Annotated in this window: 12 protein-coding genes, 1 other RNA gene and 1 pseudogene; 6 read left to right on the forward strand and 8 right to left on the reverse strand. The window is 63.8% G+C overall.

The genetic code is table 11. The annotated features are described in order from the left end of the window. The first annotated feature begins 73 nt into the window (after positions 1–73). Positions 74–419, forward strand: an RNA gene (rnpB, locus tag HZ993_RS18915) — RNase P RNA component class A. A gap of 47 nt (positions 420–466) precedes the next feature. Continuing rightward, on the forward strand, positions 467–895 hold the full coding sequence (locus HZ993_RS18920; RefSeq protein ID WP_209394264.1) for a CBS domain-containing protein: 429 nt from the start codon (positions 467–469) through the stop codon (positions 893–895). 87 nt (positions 896–982) lie between these two features. On the opposite strand, the gene HZ993_RS18925 is transcribed toward HZ993_RS18920, so the two are convergent. Further along, the gene (locus tag HZ993_RS18925; protein ID WP_371817006.1) at positions 983–1,816 is read right to left on the reverse strand and encodes an RNA pseudouridine synthase; all 834 of its coding nucleotides are present in this window, start codon (positions 1,814–1,816) and stop codon (positions 983–985) included. 73 nt (positions 1,817–1,889) lie between these two features. Further along, on the reverse strand, positions 1,890–2,189 hold the full coding sequence (locus HZ993_RS18930; RefSeq protein ID WP_209394265.1) for a hypothetical protein: 300 nt from the start codon (positions 2,187–2,189) through the stop codon (positions 1,890–1,892). 71 nt (positions 2,190–2,260) lie between these two features. Between HZ993_RS18930 and HZ993_RS18935 the strand changes: the two genes are divergently transcribed. After that, positions 2,261–3,064, forward strand: a complete 804-nt coding sequence (locus HZ993_RS18935) for an ABC transporter substrate-binding protein (protein WP_209394266.1) — start codon at positions 2,261–2,263, stop codon at positions 3,062–3,064. A 10-nt stretch (positions 3,065–3,074) separates the two neighbouring features. On the opposite strand, the pseudogene HZ993_RS18940 reads toward HZ993_RS18935, so the two are convergent. From HZ993_RS18940 to HZ993_RS18950, 3 genes and pseudogenes are all read right to left on the reverse strand, one after another. Then, positions 3,075–4,088 (reverse strand): annotated as a pseudogene (locus tag HZ993_RS18940) (MBL fold metallo-hydrolase); the annotation flags it as partial. Between the two features lie 54 nt (positions 4,089–4,142). Further along, on the reverse strand, positions 4,143–4,379 hold the full coding sequence (locus HZ993_RS18945) for a YlcI/YnfO family protein (RefSeq protein WP_209394268.1): 237 nt from the start codon (positions 4,377–4,379) through the stop codon (positions 4,143–4,145). Then, positions 4,376–4,834, reverse strand: a complete 459-nt coding sequence (locus HZ993_RS18950) for a putative toxin-antitoxin system toxin component, PIN family (protein ID WP_209394269.1) — start codon at positions 4,832–4,834, stop codon at positions 4,376–4,378. The genes HZ993_RS18945 and HZ993_RS18950 overlap by 4 nt, the downstream gene beginning before the upstream one ends. Before the next feature lie 78 nt (positions 4,835–4,912). On the opposite strand from HZ993_RS18950, the gene dapF reads away from it, so the two are divergent. The 3 genes from dapF (at position 4,913) to xerC (ending at position 7,626) form a co-directional block, all read left to right on the forward strand. Beyond that, positions 4,913–5,794, forward strand: coding sequence for a diaminopimelate epimerase (gene dapF / locus HZ993_RS18955; protein ID WP_209394270.1), 882 nt, complete (start codon positions 4,913–4,915; stop codon positions 5,792–5,794). Then, entirely contained in the window at positions 5,791–6,486 is a 696-nt protein-coding gene (locus HZ993_RS18960) for a DUF484 family protein (RefSeq protein ID WP_245213690.1), read from the forward strand. The genes dapF and HZ993_RS18960 overlap by 4 nt, the downstream gene beginning before the upstream one ends. Before the next feature lie 102 nt (positions 6,487–6,588). After that, complete coding sequence (gene xerC / locus HZ993_RS18965; protein ID WP_209398615.1) at positions 6,589–7,626, forward strand: tyrosine recombinase XerC; 1,038 nt, start codon at positions 6,589–6,591, stop codon at positions 7,624–7,626. Between the two features lies 1 nt (position 7,627). On the opposite strand, the gene HZ993_RS18970 is transcribed toward xerC, so the two are convergent. Genes HZ993_RS18970 through HZ993_RS24670 form a run of 3 tightly spaced genes read right to left on the reverse strand, consistent with a single transcriptional unit; the run spans position 7,628 to position 14,537 of the window. After that, entirely contained in the window at positions 7,628–10,822 is a 3,195-nt protein-coding gene (locus tag HZ993_RS18970; protein ID WP_209394271.1) for a response regulator, read from the reverse strand. Continuing rightward, complete coding sequence (locus HZ993_RS18975) at positions 10,819–13,425, reverse strand: ATP-binding protein (protein ID WP_209394272.1); 2,607 nt, start codon at positions 13,423–13,425, stop codon at positions 10,819–10,821. Before HZ993_RS18975 ends, HZ993_RS18970 begins: the two co-directional genes overlap by 4 nt. Positions 13,426–13,442: 17 nt before the next feature. Next, positions 13,443–14,537: a hybrid sensor histidine kinase/response regulator gene (locus HZ993_RS24670; RefSeq protein WP_245214000.1), complete on the reverse strand. Its 1,095-nt coding sequence runs from the start codon at positions 14,535–14,537 to the stop codon at positions 13,443–13,445. Positions 14,538–14,580: the final 43 nt, after the last annotated feature.

The raw sequence follows: 14,580 nt of genomic DNA on the forward strand, positions 1-14,580 counted from the left end.
GGAGGTGCATTGTGAACGACTTGTTCTACCGGCTTGCACATATCGATATCACCTGCGGCGATAATCACGCTGTGAAGCCCGCCAGACCACCGCTGGTGCAATTTGGGAAACCAAGCACTGGAGGAACGTCCGGACTGCATAGGGCAGCGTAGCAGTTAACCACTGTCCACTGACAAGCCCAGCACGCAAGTGGTGGGCCCTAAGGTGAGGATTAGAGCAACAGAGACGAGCCGCTTCAGTGCGGGTGAAACGGGCAATCTCTACGCGCAGCAATACCAAGTAGGCCAACGTTGACGGGGCCCCCGGAGTTGGCGGGTAGGTAGCATCGAGCCGCTGGGTGACCAGCGGCCCAGAGTAATGGTGGTCACACGGAGGGAAACTTCCGTGCACAGAATCCGGCTTATCGGTGGGCTTCACACTTTTTTTGATGTATGGTTAGGGCTATGTTCTCACCGCTGGAGGCACCATGCGACCCATACTCGACTTGTTGAAAAAACGCGCCCCCGTCAACTGGAGCCTGAGCCCCCAGGACACCGTGTTTGACGCCCTGCAATCCCTGGCCAACCACAACGTTGGCGCGCTGATGGTGCTGGACAATGGCAAGCTGGTGGGTGTGTTCTCTGAGCGGGACTACACCCGCAAGATTGCACTGGCTGGCAAGTCATCCAAAGACACGAAAGTCAAGGACATCATGACGGCCAATGTGATCTCGGTTGCCCCCACCGTGCGCACCCGTGATTGCCTGGCCCTGATGGGCCAGAAGAAAATCCGCCACTTGCCAGTGGTCGATGGCGACAAGGTGCTGGGCATGATCTCCATCCGCGACATCATGGACGACATCATTGCCGACCATGAGCTGACGATCAACCAACTGCAGCATTACATCTCTAGCTAAGAGCTTCGACCCCACGCTTGTCACTGCGTGTACTGCGCTGCCCCCCGAGGGGGCGCGGTTCACGTTGGGGCGGCCCAGCGGTGAACCCTAGAATTTCTCATGGGGCGCCAGATAGCGCCACTGCCCCACCGGCAAATCGGCCAGCGCCACGCGGCCCAGCCGGATGCGGCGCATATCCAGAATTTCCAGTTTTGCACGCTCGCACAGGAAGGCGATCAGGCCGCGGTGCGCGCCCTTGATTGCAAAACGCAGCTTGCTGCGTTCGGGTGTGTTGCTGTTGATGCTGACCTTGGCCTGCGGCAGGCTCTCGTCGGAGTCCAGCGTGCGGTTCAGCAGGTGCAGGGCCTGCGGGGTCACCTCACCCGCCACATCCACAATCACCTCGTGTTCCATGGAGCCCATGTCGTCGGTCAGCTTGCGCTCCACGCGCCAGTCCTGGGTGAACACGATCAGCCCGCTGGCTGCGTTCTCCAGCGGCACCACCGCGCTCAGGGCTTTGAAGTGCCGCTGCAGCATGCGTATGCCCGATGGGTCCTTGGCAATGTGTTTGGCCGCCACCAGCAGCGTGCGGGCATCGTCAAACGGTGCGCGGCGTGCATTGCGATTGAGTTTGGCCAGGGATTCCTCGGTGCCGTCTATCCAGTCGGCCGGTTTGTGCATCACGATGGTGATGCTGTTGAGTTCCAGCAGGCTGGCGTTGGGGTCGATGGTGACGGTCTGGTTCTGGATGCGGGCCTGCGGCTCCTCCACGACCTGACCGTTGACGCTGACCCAGCCGCCTTCGATGTACTGCTCGGCCTCGCTGCGCGAGCAGGGCACCATGGCCGCCACGCGCTTGGCCAGGCGGTCGCCCGTGTCGGCTTGCTGTGGCTTGGGTGGTTGGTCAGGCTGTTGTGCAGCCGCCGGTGGCCTGGTGCGCAGCGCGGTGACCGGACGCTGGCGTGGCTTGGCGTTGGGGCGCTTGGCTGGTTGGAGTGCGTGGGTGTCTGTACGGTCAGCCGGGCGGCGTGGCGCCGGTGCCGTCTGGGGGCCCAGGGCCGGCGGGAGGCAGGGAGCTTGGGGCTGCCGCGGGCGTTTCTACGGCGGGGAATAGGGTGGGGTCCAGCATCGGTTTGGCCGCATGGGGGATGGCGGCAGCCTTGCCGGGGGGCGCAGGGGAGGGCGGGGCTTGGCGGCGGTCGTCTTGCCGGGCGCTGCCTTCAGGCGCAGGGTGCTGGGAGGGTTTGTGTCGCCCGGGGGCTTGCGCAAGGTGGTCATGCAGGGGATGGTAACTGCTGCCACATCCGAATACCATCGCTCGTAACGTGGTGCCCGCTATTGCGTATGCTGGGTTACCGCGTCCACCCTATGGGGAGCCTTGGCACCATGAACATCTTGCTAACCCGCATTGGTGACCCATCCGGTCCTGGTATTGTCCTGGCCCTGGCCCTGGCCCATGCCTTGCGCGGCCTCGCCATTACCGCCATGCTGTTGGGCGGGGCGGCGGTACCGGCGCAGATGCCGCGCGAGGTCAGCATCGCGACCTTTACCCATGCCGAGCCACTGGTGCGTCCGATGGAGCGGGTGGTGGTCAAGGCCTATGAGCGCCTGGGCATCAAGGCCACGGTGGTACGCATCCCGATTGCCCGTTCGCTGGTAGATGCCGATGCGGGCCAATACGATGCCGAGCTGGGGCGCACCGCACTCAGCGAAAAAGAAGTCCAGAACCTGGTGCGCCTGGAGGAGCCCGTTGGCGAGATCCGCTACACGCCATTTGTCATGCGGGGTACGTCGGTGTCCTTCAAGGACTGGGATGCGCTGCGGCTATCGGGCTTGCACATTGGCGCGCGGCATGGCACACGGGTGCCTGAAGTGAAGCTGGGTCCGGCCCTGCGCGAGCGGCCGAACTCTACCCAGGCCCTGTTCAAAATGCTGGTCGCCAAACACGTGGATGTGGCGGTGGGGACATCTTCCACCATGCGCGCTACCTTGGCCAAAATGCAGGACGACGGGGTACCCGGTGTAACCGACGTTGTGGAGTTGGCCGCGCTCGATGTGCAGCCCATGTACCACTACCTGCACAAGCGCCATGCGGCCCTGGTCAAACCCCTGAATGCAGCGTTCAAAAAAATGCAGCAAGACGGCAGCCTCCAGAAAATATGGGACGCGGCTGCGAAAGAAGAGTTGTGAGGCGCGGCGCTTATGCCGTGTTGTCGGCGCGGATGTGTTCCACGTGCGCCATCAGCGAACGTTTGGCCACCGGCCAGACGCGGGCGTCTACATCGTCATAGGCCAATGGCAACCAGTCGTCCAGTGTGCCCTCTGGGTGCGCAGCCATCACGGCGGCGATCTTGGCCTCGCGTTTCAGGCGGTGGGCCTTCAGGTGGGTGATGACGCCCTGGGCTGCGGCGCTGGAGCCGCCCAACACGTGGCCGTGGGCCGGGAAGATGAACTGCACATCGTGTGCTTCGCAGGCCGCCAGCAGCGTATCCAGCGACTGCAGGTAGTCGCCCATGTGGCCGTCCGGCGGGTCGATGACGGTTGTGCTGCCGTTCAGGATGTGGTCGCCGGAGAACAGCAGCCCGTCTTCCACCAGCAGCAGGCAAACATGGTTGGCGGCGTGGCCAGGGGTGTGGATGGCCTGCAGCGTATGTGTATAAGCAGAATTGGCATCTAGCCCCCGTGAAATAAGCATGATGCGCTCATTATTTTGTAGCAATTGGTCCGGAACGAAGTGGCTGTTGGCGCGCGCCGTGGGTGCCGAGGGCAGGCCCAGGATCGGTGGCGTGGTGGCGCACAGGGCTTGCAAGGGCTTGGCACCGGGCGAATGGTCGGCGTGGGAATGGGTGCACACAATCATCTGGATATTGCCGCCACTGCCATCCGGGTGCTGCGCGGCTTGCCACAGGCGCTGCACGTGGTCGGCATCTGCCGGGCCAGGGTCGATGACGACGAAGCCGGTATGGGCATCACCCACCAGGTAGCTGTTGGTGCCGGGGCCGGTCATGAAGCCGGGGTTGGGCGCGGTCAGGCGCTGCACATTGCGCGTCAGCGGCACGGGGCGCTCGGCCTGCCAGTCCAGCGCGTGGTGGGGCTCGGCGCCCGTGGGGCAGACCAGGGCCAGTTCACCAAAGGCCATGTCGTGCTGCAGGAAGCGCGTGGCGATGCCCGCCCGCAGGCCCGTGCGCTGCGCCGGAACTTCAGAAGAGAGGGGTAGGGCGTGCGTGTGCAGGCGTTGATGGGGGCGTACCATGTGCTCACCGGCGCCCTAGCGCGCATCTCCATCCACCGGCGGCACTTTGCGAACCTTTGCCAGCGCGGTCGCGGCCCGCTTCTGGCTGCTGCGCTCTGCACGCTCCTGGAAAAATGCCTCGGTGTTGAGCGCAGAAATTTTCTCGGCCACGGCGGTCACGATGAACTGGTTGAGTGATGCATCGTCGCGCGCCGCCAGCTGTTTGGCGTATTGGTGCAGCGAATCGGGTAAACGCAGTGCAACTTGGCTCATGGTGTCTTCTCCAAAAATTGTAAAAACAAGCCTGGGGCCATCAGTTTCAGGCCCCAGCGGCTGGCCGCCGGTGTGAAATCGCGCTTGTTGAGCGTCACCAGGCAAGATGCCTGTCCGTTGACGGCTGCCTCCAGCACCATTTCATCATTCGGGTCGCGCAGTTGGGGGCGCCACAGGTAGTGTGACTTCACCGGAACAACAACACCAGCCAATGCGTTGAGGATGTCGTCCACATCCGCGTCAGACAGTTGGTGAAACGCCTGTATGTCGGCCCGCTTGAGTACCGCTTCATACTCCAGCCAAAGCGCGGGTGATGCGAGCATCTCAAAGCGTCCCGCCAAGGCATGTTGGACCAACACAAAGGAGGCAACCAATTGGCTGGACAGACCGGCCACCAGTATGTTGGTGTCAAGCAGGGCGCGGATCTTCATGATATTGCCGATAGTATCATCCATTCGAGGATGGTGTGCGCGAAATAGAAGAACACCGGTATCCCGCGGGCGGGTCGCCGCCTTGGGCTGATAATCCACGCCATGCGCATTCCGTTCACCAAAATGCAGGGCGCCGGCAACGATTTTGTCGTGCTGGACGAAACCCGCGGCCGCCTGGGTCTCACCAAGGCCCATTACCGCTTCTTGGGCGATCGCCACTTTGGCGTGGGCGCCGACCAGATCCTGACCGTGCGACCATCGCCCGGGCCGGGCATTGACTTCGAGTACGTGATCCACAACGCCGACGGCGCCGAGGTGGAGCAGTGTGGCAACGGCGCGCGCTGTTTTGCCCGCTTTGTGCATGACCGCGGGCTGACGAACAAAGATGTGATCCGCGTGCAGACGCAAAAGGGTGTCATCGAACCCCGCCTCACCGCGGATGGCCGTGTCACCGTCAACATGGGTGCGCCGGTGTTTGACCTGGACCAGATCCCGTTTGATGCCAGCGGCCTTGCCTTCCAGCCACAAGGCCATTGGGGAAATTGGCCTCTAGCCCCCGAGAATACTGGTCAACACGCTACGTTTTTGCTAGCACCTGTCTCCATGGGCAACCCCCACGCCGTGCTGCTGGTCGACGATGTGGACAGCCACCCCGTGCGGGTGCAGGGCCCGCAGGTGCAGGCCAGCCCACGGTTCCCCCAGGGCGTCAACGTGGGCTTCCTGCAGGTGGTAGACCGCCGCCACGTGCGCCTGCGGGTGTACGAGCGCGGCGTGGGCGAGACGCTGGCCTGCGGCTCCGGCGCCTGCGCCGCTGTGGTTGCAGGCATACGCCTGGGCCTGCTGGACGCTGACACCCCCGTGCAGGTACAAACCCGCGGCGGCCTGCTCAGCATCGCCTGGGCGGGTGATACTGCGCCGGTGCTGATGACCGGCCCTGCCACCACCGTTTTCCAGGCAGAAATCGAGATCCCAGACAACCTATGAATCACAACGACGCCATGAACAACCCCATCACCGAAGACGATATCGCCCACTACCTGAGCAACACGCCCGACTTCTTCTTGCGCCATGCCGAGCTGCTGGCCGCAGTGCAGTTCACCAGCCCGCACAGCAACCGCACGGTGGGCCTGCAGGAGCGCCAGGCCGAGATGCTGCGCGAAAAGATTAAGGCGCTGGAGCACCGCATCATGGACATGATTCGCCACGGTAGCGAAAACGTGATGCTGTCGGACAAGGTGCTGCGCTGGGCGCGCAGCCTGCTGACCACCACTGATTTGCATGCCCTGCCTGCCGCCATCGAACACGACATCCAGACCCAGTTTTCCGTGCCCCAGGTGGGCATGCGCCTGTGGGGTGTGGCGCCTGAGTTTTCTGGCCTGACAGTGGCAACCGAGGTGAGCGATGACGCCCGTGTGTTTGCCTCGTCGCTGATGGAACCGTTTTGTGGCCTGAACACCGGCTTTGAAGCGGTCAGCTGGTTGCAGGACCCTGCCACGGTCAGCTCGCTGGCGCTGATTCCGCTGCGCGGTGGCTCCGCCGCCGACGGCATGCAGCCCGCCTTTGGCATGCTGGTGCTGGCCTCGCCTGACGCCCACCGCTTCCACAGCGGCATGGGCACCGACTTTTTGGCCCGCCTAGGTGAACTGGCCAGCGCTGCGCTCTCAAGACTGAAGTAAACCGTGGCCACCAACGCAGAGCCGGGAGTTGGAGCGACAGCGGGTTCTGCGCAGGTTAAGGGGGAGCCCGCGCAGCGGGCACAGGACTCGGAGCAGAATCCGCTGTCGCTCCAACGGCTCGTCGAAGGCTATCTCGAATATGTGCGCGTCGAAAAACGCTTGGCCGCCAGAACGGTGGAGCTGTACGCGCTGGATCTGCTCAAACTCCAAGAATACGCCGCCCAAGTCCCCGTCCCACTGACCGAGGTGCGCAACGCCCACATCCGCCGCTGGGTGGCGCAGATGCACAGCGGCGGGCGCAGCGGGCGGGGTATTGCCCTCATCTTGTCAGGCTGGCGCGGCTTCTACACCTGGCTGGGCCGCCAGGGCCTGGTGGCCAGCAACCCGGTGCAGGACATACGAGCCCCCAAGGCTCCCAAACCCCTGCCCAAGGCGCTGGGTGTGGACGAGGCGGTGCAACTGGTGAACTTCAAAAATGATAGCGACACTGTCAATACCGACGGGGGCTACGGCCCCATTTCATCTATAAGTACTGCGTCAGGCGGCTTGCAGGAAAGCCAGTTGCTGGAGCTGCGCGACGCCGCCATGGTGGAGTTGTTGTACTCCAGCGGCCTGCGGGTAGGCGAGTTGATTGGCCTGGACGCACAAGCCAGCGCCGCCGGCAATGCCCAGGGCCAAGGCTGGATCGATATGGACGCGGCCCAGGCCCATGTGTGTGGCAAGGGCCGCAAGTGGCGCGCTGTGCCGGTGGGCCGCCAGGCGCTGCAGGCCTTGCAAGCCTGGTTGCTGGCGCGTGCGGCGTTTGTGGCCGCACAACCGGAGGCGACCACCACCAGTGCGGCGCTGTTTATTGGTCGTAATGGCACACGGCTCACCGCCCAGTCGGTCTGGCAGCGCCTGCGCAGCCGCAGCCTGCAGGCGGGGCTGGCCACGCCGGTGCACCCGCACATGCTGCGCCACTCGTTTGCCAGCCATGTGTTGCAGTCCAGCGGGGATTTGCGCGCCGTGCAGGAGCTGCTGGGCCACGCCAACATCAGCACCACCCAGGTCTATACGCGGCTGGATTTCCAGCACCTGGCCAAGGCCTATGACGCGGCCCACCCGCGGGCCAAGCTCAAGGGCAGCAACCACAAGCCCTGAATCAGCCCAGCTGGGCTCGAATGCGCGCCAGCAGGTCGGCAGTCTCGAAGGGTTTGGTGATGTAGTCCGCCGCGCCCAGGTCCAGTCCCTGGGCCCGGTTGGACGGGTCGACCGCGGCCGTGACAAAAATCACCGGAATGTGGCTGCTCTGCGCATTGGCCTTGATACGGCGGCAGACCTCGTAGCCATCCAGGCCCGGCATCAATACTTCCAACAGCACCAGATCCGGCGGGGTGTCGGACTGAACGATTTTGAGCGCCTTGTCGCCGCTGATGGCAACCTTGAGGTGGTAATGCGCGCTGAGCAGGGGGCGCAACTGGTCGATGCTGTCGGGCGAATCGTCAACCAGCAGGATGGTGGGCAGGCTGTCCGGGTCCGCAGGTGGGGTGTGTGGTGTGATCCAGCGTACCAGCGTGTTCAGCAGTTCGTTGACATCAATGGGTTTGGCGATGTGGTCGTTCATGCCCACGGCCAGGCATTTCTCGCGGTCACCGGTCATAGCATTGGCCGTCATGGCCAGGATCGGCAGGTTGGCAAACCGGAGCTGCGCGCGGATGCGGCGCGTGGCCTCAAAACCGTCCATCACCGGCATCTGCCAGTCCATCAGCACGGCGTCGTAATCGCATTGCGCCACCATGGCCAGGGCCTGGGCGCCGTCACCGGCCACATCCACCCGCAGGCCGGCCTGGGTCAGGATGTCCGCGGCCAGCTCCTGGTTGATCTCGTTGTCCTCCACCAGCAGCACACAGGCGCCGGTGAGCTGGGCCACCATGCTGGTGTAACTGGTTGGCCGGTGGGGGGCGGAGGTGACGTGCAGTGTGCGGCTGAGCGCTGCGCTGATGGTGTTGAGCAGGCCGGAAGGTGTGACCGGCTTCTCCAGAATGCCGTCCAGTCGCAGCCCTTGGGCCGATTCCACCAGCTCGTCGCGGTTGTAGGCGGTCACCATCACCGTGGCCAGTGTCTCGGCGATGGCTTCGTTGGCCCGTATGCGGCGTATGGCCTCCACACCGTCGACACCGGGCATGTGCCAGTCCATGACGACCAGGTGGAAGGGTGTGCCCAGCTGCTGGGCGGCCACCAGTTGCGCAATGGCTGCGTCTGCGTTGCTGGCGGTGTGCACCGCGATGTGCAGGGACTCGATGATGTCCGACAGTATCTCGCGCGAGGCGCTGTTATCGTCCACCACCAACACGCGCAGGTGGCGCAGTTTGGGGTCTGCCAGCACCGGGGATGCTTGTTGTTGGTTGCGCTGCAGGCCCATTTTGGCGGTGAAGATGAAGCGGCTGCCCCGGCCGGGTTCACTTTCTACCCAGACTTGCCCTTCCATCATGCCCACCAGGCGCTTGGTGATGCTCAGACCCAGGCCGGTACCACCGTATTTGCGGGTGGTGGACGAGTCGGCCTGCACAAAGGCCGCGAACAGGCGGCTGATTTCTTCTTCGCTCAGGCCAATGCCGGTGTCGCGCACCTCAAAACGCAGCAGCACATCTTGCGCGCCGGGCCGCACTGGTTCTTCACATGCCACCTTGACGCAGATCTCCCCCGTGTGGGTGAACTTGATGGCGTTGTTGACCAGGTTGAGCAGGACCTGGCTGAGCCGCATCTCGTCGCCCACCAGTGCGGTGGGCACGTTGGGGGCGATATCAAACAGCAACTCCAGGCCCTTGTCTTGCGCCTTGAGTACGGTGAGTGCGGCCAGGTGCTCCAGGGCATGGTCCAGGAAGAAATCGTGGTATTCGAAGTTGAGCTTGCCGGCCTCGATCTTGGAGAAGTCCAGTATGTCGTTGAGTATGCCCAGCAGGCCGTGCCCCGCGGCGTTGACCTTCTCCAGGTAGTTGCGCTGCTTGTCGTTCAGGTCGGTGCGCAGGGCCAGGCCGGTCATGCCGATGATGGCGTTCATGGGTGTGCGGATTTCGTGGCTCATATTGGCCAGAAAGTCGCTCTTGGCCTGGTTGGCGGCCTCAGCCATTTGTTTGGCATGCACGATGGCCTGCTCGGCGGCCAGTTGCTCGGTCACGTCCAGGCCAAACGAAATCAGCGCGAAGGTGCTGAAGTTGGCATCGTCGTTCATGTTGTTGCGCCAGGAGATGGTGCGGCGCTGCCCGTCCTTGGTCCGTATGGCTTGCTCTTGCACCGGAGGGACCATGTGGGGTGTCACCACGTTCGGGTCCAGGCGCTGCCAGTCGGCCGGGCTCTCCAGAATGCCGAGTGTGGACCAGCGCTGGCCAATCACCTCATCCCGGCGGTATCCGGTGACCTGCTCGGCCGTGGCGTTGAACAGGGTCACTTCGCCCTGGCGGTTGCGGCCCACCACCATCAGGTTGGCGGTGTCGATCAGGTTCTCCAGCAGGGTGTTGGTGCGCCGCGCGGCGGCCTCTGAAACATCGCGCGCGTGGTTGGATGCGCGCAGGCTGTCTGCCATGCTGCACAGGGCGTTGTGCAACTGGCCGGCCTCGTCGTGCAAATCCTCGGTGGCAATGGCGTCGAGCCTGCCCTGTGCAATGTCGCCGGAGATGGCCACGGCTTCGCGCAGGGGGCGTATCACGCTCAGGCGTATCAGCACGGCCAGGCCCACCCCCAGCACCAGCACCGCAGCCAGCACGGCCCACTGCAGGCGGGTGACCGATTCAATACGCTGGGCCGCCCAGGCTTCGTCATCCTGGGTGCGCTGCTTGGCCTGGGAAACCACGGCGTCTATGGCCACGCGGTGTTCGCCGTACAGGCTGGTGAGTTTGACCAGGGCCTGCTCCATGCCCGCAGTGTCATGGCTGTGCACGGCAGGCAGGTACTGGTTGAACGCCACATCAAAAAAACGCAGGGCCGGTGTGTGGGCTTGCAGCAGCAGGGTATGGGCCAACCGGCTTTCCAGTGGGACCGAAGACCAGTGGGCGTGGCGCGCCGCGTATTCGGTACGCAGCTGGCGCAGGCGGTCGATCAGTGCGCCCTGGTGCAGGCTGTCAACCGCACGGGTGATTTGCAGGCACACCAGGTAAGACTCGATGATGTGCACCGGCGGCGGCAATACATCGGCCACCAGTTCCTGGCTCTGGTTGATGCGCTGGTAAACAGGGCCGCCCACCTTGACCTCGTTGAGCGTGGCAAAAGACCAGATGCCGTAGCCCCCCAGGCCCACCGAAAAGACCAGCACCAGCAAACCCAGCCGCGGGCCGATACGCAGGCGGCGCAGCACATTCATGGAGCGGTGCCCTCCAGCGCCACGCCCCAGGCCAGCGCCAGCGCCTGCAAGGCAACAAGGGCCGCATCAAAGTCATAACGCAGGATGGGACCCGACACGGCCGAGAAATCCTGCGCCCATGGGTGGCTGGCGAGGGTGCTGCTGATGGTTTCCGCCAAGGGCCCTGCGTTGGCATCGTCCCGCGCCAGCAGGCGGGCCAACGCTTGGAGCTGTTGGTGCAGAAGGGCCGGGTTGAACGGCGGGGCCTGATCGGGCGGTGCGGCGCTCGTGTCGGCGGCCGAACGGGTCAGCTCGGCCTGCACGGCTTCCAGCAGCGGGTCCAAGGCGTCTTGTACCTGCCCTTGCAGCTGCGCCAAGGGGGCGGTGTCGGGTCTTTCCAGCGCCTGCTCCAGCGCCTGTGCGGCCTGGCGCAAGGTTGCGGCACCGAGGTTGGCCGCCAGTCCTTTGAGCGTGTGGGCCAGACGCTGGGCCTCGGCATAGTCTCCCGCCTGCAGTTGGCTGGCCAAGGTCGCTGGGGTTTGGGCATGGGCCTGGGCGAACCGCAGCATCAGCTTGTGGTACTGGCGTACATCACCGCGCAGGCGTTCCAGCGCGGGGCCCAGTTCTACGCCGGGAAGGTGTGGCAGGTCTTGCATCGCTTGTATCGTTGTTTCGGGTACGGCCATGGCAGTGGCCGGATGTGCCGCAAGGGCAGGGCGCTGGATCCACCGCGCCAGCGTGGACAGCAGTTGGTGGACATCAATAGGTTTGGGGATATGGTCGTCCATGCCCACCGCCAGGCAGCGTTCCCGGTCGCCGGACATGGCGTTGGCTGTCATGGCCAGTATGGGCAGGTCGGCAAATCCTGGCTCCGCGCGGATGCGGCGCGTGGCCTCAAAACCATCCATCACCGGCATTTGCCAGTCCATCAGCACGGCGTCATAGGGGTTGTGCAGCACTTTGGCCACGGCCTGTTCACCATTGCTGGCCAGGTCCACCCGTATACCGGCTTCGGTCAGGATGTCGCTCCCCAATTCCTGGTTGACCTCGTTGTCGTCCACCAGCAGCACCCGGGCGCCGCGCAACTGGACAAAAAGTGTGTCGTCCGGGTCCATCGGCCGGGGAATAGGCTTCCCTGGCAGGGCAGTTGGTGTGGCGGACAGGCCCAGCCGCGCAGTAAAAACAAAGCGGCTGCCATGGCCGGGTTCACTGTCCACACGGATGGTTCCGTCCATCATCTCGACCAGGCGCCGCGCAATGGTCAGGCCCAGACCTGTGCCGCCGTACTGGCGGGTGGTGGACGAGTCCCCCTGCACAAAGGGTTTGAACAGCTTGGCGCATTGTTCGGCGCTCAGACCAATACCGGTGTCTTGCACGTCAAATGCCAGCAGCACCGCGTTGGGCGAGCGTTCTGCGCAGGCCACACCCACCCGCACTTCGCCCTGGTGGGTGAATTTGATGGCGTTGTTGACCAGGTTGGTCAGCACCTGGCGCAGACGCATTTCGTCACCCACCAAGGTGTCGGGCACATCGGGCGCCACATCAAAGGCCAGCACCAGGCCTTTTTCCTGGACGCTGAACTGTGTCAGGTCGGCCAACTGTGCCAGTGTCTGGTGCAGGGAAAACGCCTGGCGGTCGAAGGCCAGTTTGCCGGCGTCGATCTTGGAGAAATCGAGGATGTCATTGAGGATGCCCAACAGTCCCCGTCCGGCGGTGCTGACCTTTTGCAGGTAGTCCCGCTGTTTGGGCTGGAGTTCGGTGCGCAGGGTCAGGTCGGTCATGCCGATGATGGCGTTCATCGGCGTGCGGATCTCGTGGCTCATATTGGCCAGAAATTCGCTTTTGCTCTGGTTGGCGGCCTCCGCGAGTTGGCGGGCCTGTTGCGCCTCGCGGGTGCGTTCTAACACGCGGGACTCCAGCGTGGCGTTGTGCAGGGCCACCTCGGCGTGGCTGTCCGACAGGGCTTGCATTAGCTGGTTGAAGCCTTGTTGCAAGGTGTTGATCTCGGCAACCTGAGAGTCACCAATGTGTATGGCCTGCCCCTGGCCGCTGGCCGACAGGTCACGCACCTGGGTAGAAAATTGCACCAGCGGCCGCACGATGTGGGTGCGCACAAATTGCCACAACAACAGCCCAAACAGCGACAAAAGCGCCAGGGCGGCAATGGCCACGGCACGCAGTGTCTCTTCCAGTTGCTGGTAAACCGCCTGTTCGCTGGAGGCGATGTTCAGGTGTCCCACCTCGCTACTGACCTGGTTCTTGGTACGGAACAGCGGTTTCTGGACCGCCAACGCGGCGCTGGGCTGCATGCCGTTGGGCGCGCGCCAGGTCGCAACCACCTGGCCATCGGGCTTGACCACATCCACCTGTGCCACGGCCGGGTGGGCGCCTATGCCGGTGACGATGGAGTTCAGCAGCGATTCGTCAAATTCCCAAATGGCCAACTCGGTACCTGGCGCAAAGGTGGTGGCCAGCGATTGCAGGGTGTCGTGGATGTAGGACCGTGCCCGTTGGTACTCTATGAAGGACTGCACCCCGACCACAACGGCGGCGAAGGCCAGAAACGTGGGCAGCAGCTTGCGGAGAAAAACCTGTGTCAGTGGGTAGTGGACGGACTGTTGCATGGCGGCAAGCCGACTCCTCACGGCGCCCGGCGCGGAAATCGCAAAACAAAACAGGTGTTGCCCGGCGTGCTGGTGACCGCGATACTGCCGCCCAGCACATTCGTCACCAGGTTGTGCACCACGTTGAGCCCTAGTCCGTTGCTGCCCGTGCCCATCTTGGTGGTGAAGAAGGGGTCGAAGATGCGGCCCAAGTGGTTGGCGGGTATACCGCCGCCGTTGTCGGCGACGGTGAGGGTGATCCACTCCCCATCCGCAGCATCCACGCGCAGTTGCACCTCACCATGGTCTGCGCGGTCAAAGCCGTGGAGGAGGGCGTTGTCCACCAGGTGTTGCAGTGCCTCGCTGACGGCTTCGGGGTAGCTGTCCATGGCCACACCGGCGGGTGCATCGACCCGCAGCACAATCCCTTTTTTTTGCAGCTGCGCGGTCACGGTGTGGGCTATGTTGGCGATGTGGGCGCCCAGGTCGAAGGGGCGGCGCTGCGAACGGGCCTCGGTCAGCGCGATGCGTTTGAAACTGCTGATGAGGCTGGCCGACTTGTTCAGCGTGGTCAAAATCAGGTCACAGGCCTGGGTGGCATTGCCCAGGTACTGGTCCAGCTCCGAGCGTTTGATGCCGGTTTGCATGGCCCGAGCCAAATCCCGGGTCTTGTCATGCAGGGTGCTGGCCGCCAGCAGGCCGGTGCCTATGGGGGTGTTGAGTTCATGGGCCACACCCGCCACCATGGCCCCCACCGCTGCCAGCCGCTCCGATTGGGCAATCTTGTCGCGGGCGGCCCCCAGTTGTTGCAGGGCCTCGGTCAACTCGGCATTGGCCTGGGTGCGCATGGTTATCTGGCGCTCCAGCTCCTGCGTGCGGTCGTGCAGTGCCAGGTGGGTTTTGACCCGGGCCAGCACGATGGAGGCGTTGAACGGTTTGGTGACGTAGTCCACCGCGCCCAGGCTCAGGCCATATTCCTCGTCCTTTTGTTCGTCCATGGCGGTGACAAACACGACAGGGATGTTGCGCGTGCCGGGGTGCGACTTGATCTGGCGGCAGACCTCGTAGCCGTCCAGGCCCGGCATCAGCACATCCAGCAGTACCAGGTCGGGCGGCTGGTCCGATTGGATGATCTTGAGCGCCTTTTCACCCCCCCGTGGCCACCTTGACCTGGTA

Origin of the sequence: Rhodoferax sp. AJA081-3, from assembly GCF_017798165.1 — a bacterium.
GTDB lineage: Bacteria > Pseudomonadota > Gammaproteobacteria > Burkholderiales > Burkholderiaceae_C > Allorhodoferax.

What these genes read in the sequence shown, in the direction of transcription:
- HZ993_RS18960 (WP_245213690.1), top strand. Translation starts at nt 5,791, where the DNA reads ATGAATCACAACGACGCCATGAACAACCCCATCACCGAAGACGATATC.
- HZ993_RS18970 (WP_209394271.1), bottom strand. Translation starts at nt 10,822, where the DNA reads ATGAATGTGCTGCGCCGCCTGCGTATCGGCCCGCGGCTGGGTTTGCTG.
- dapF (WP_209394270.1), top strand. Translation starts at nt 4,913, where the DNA reads ATGCGCATTCCGTTCACCAAAATGCAGGGCGCCGGCAACGATTTTGTC.
- HZ993_RS18920 (WP_209394264.1), top strand. Translation starts at nt 467, where the DNA reads ATGCGACCCATACTCGACTTGTTGAAAAAACGCGCCCCCGTCAACTGG.
- HZ993_RS18950 (WP_209394269.1), bottom strand. Translation starts at nt 4,834, where the DNA reads ATGGATGATACTATCGGCAATATCATGAAGATCCGCGCCCTGCTTGAC.
- HZ993_RS18945 (WP_209394268.1), bottom strand. Translation starts at nt 4,379, where the DNA reads ATGAGCCAAGTTGCACTGCGTTTACCCGATTCGCTGCACCAATACGCC.
- HZ993_RS18930 (WP_209394265.1), bottom strand. Translation starts at nt 2,189, where the DNA reads ATGGTATTCGGATGTGGCAGCAGTTACCATCCCCTGCATGACCACCTT.
- HZ993_RS18975 (WP_209394272.1), bottom strand. Translation starts at nt 13,425, where the DNA reads ATGCAACAGTCCGTCCACTACCCACTGACACAGGTTTTTCTCCGCAAG.
- HZ993_RS18935 (WP_209394266.1), top strand. Translation starts at nt 2,261, where the DNA reads ATGAACATCTTGCTAACCCGCATTGGTGACCCATCCGGTCCTGGTATT.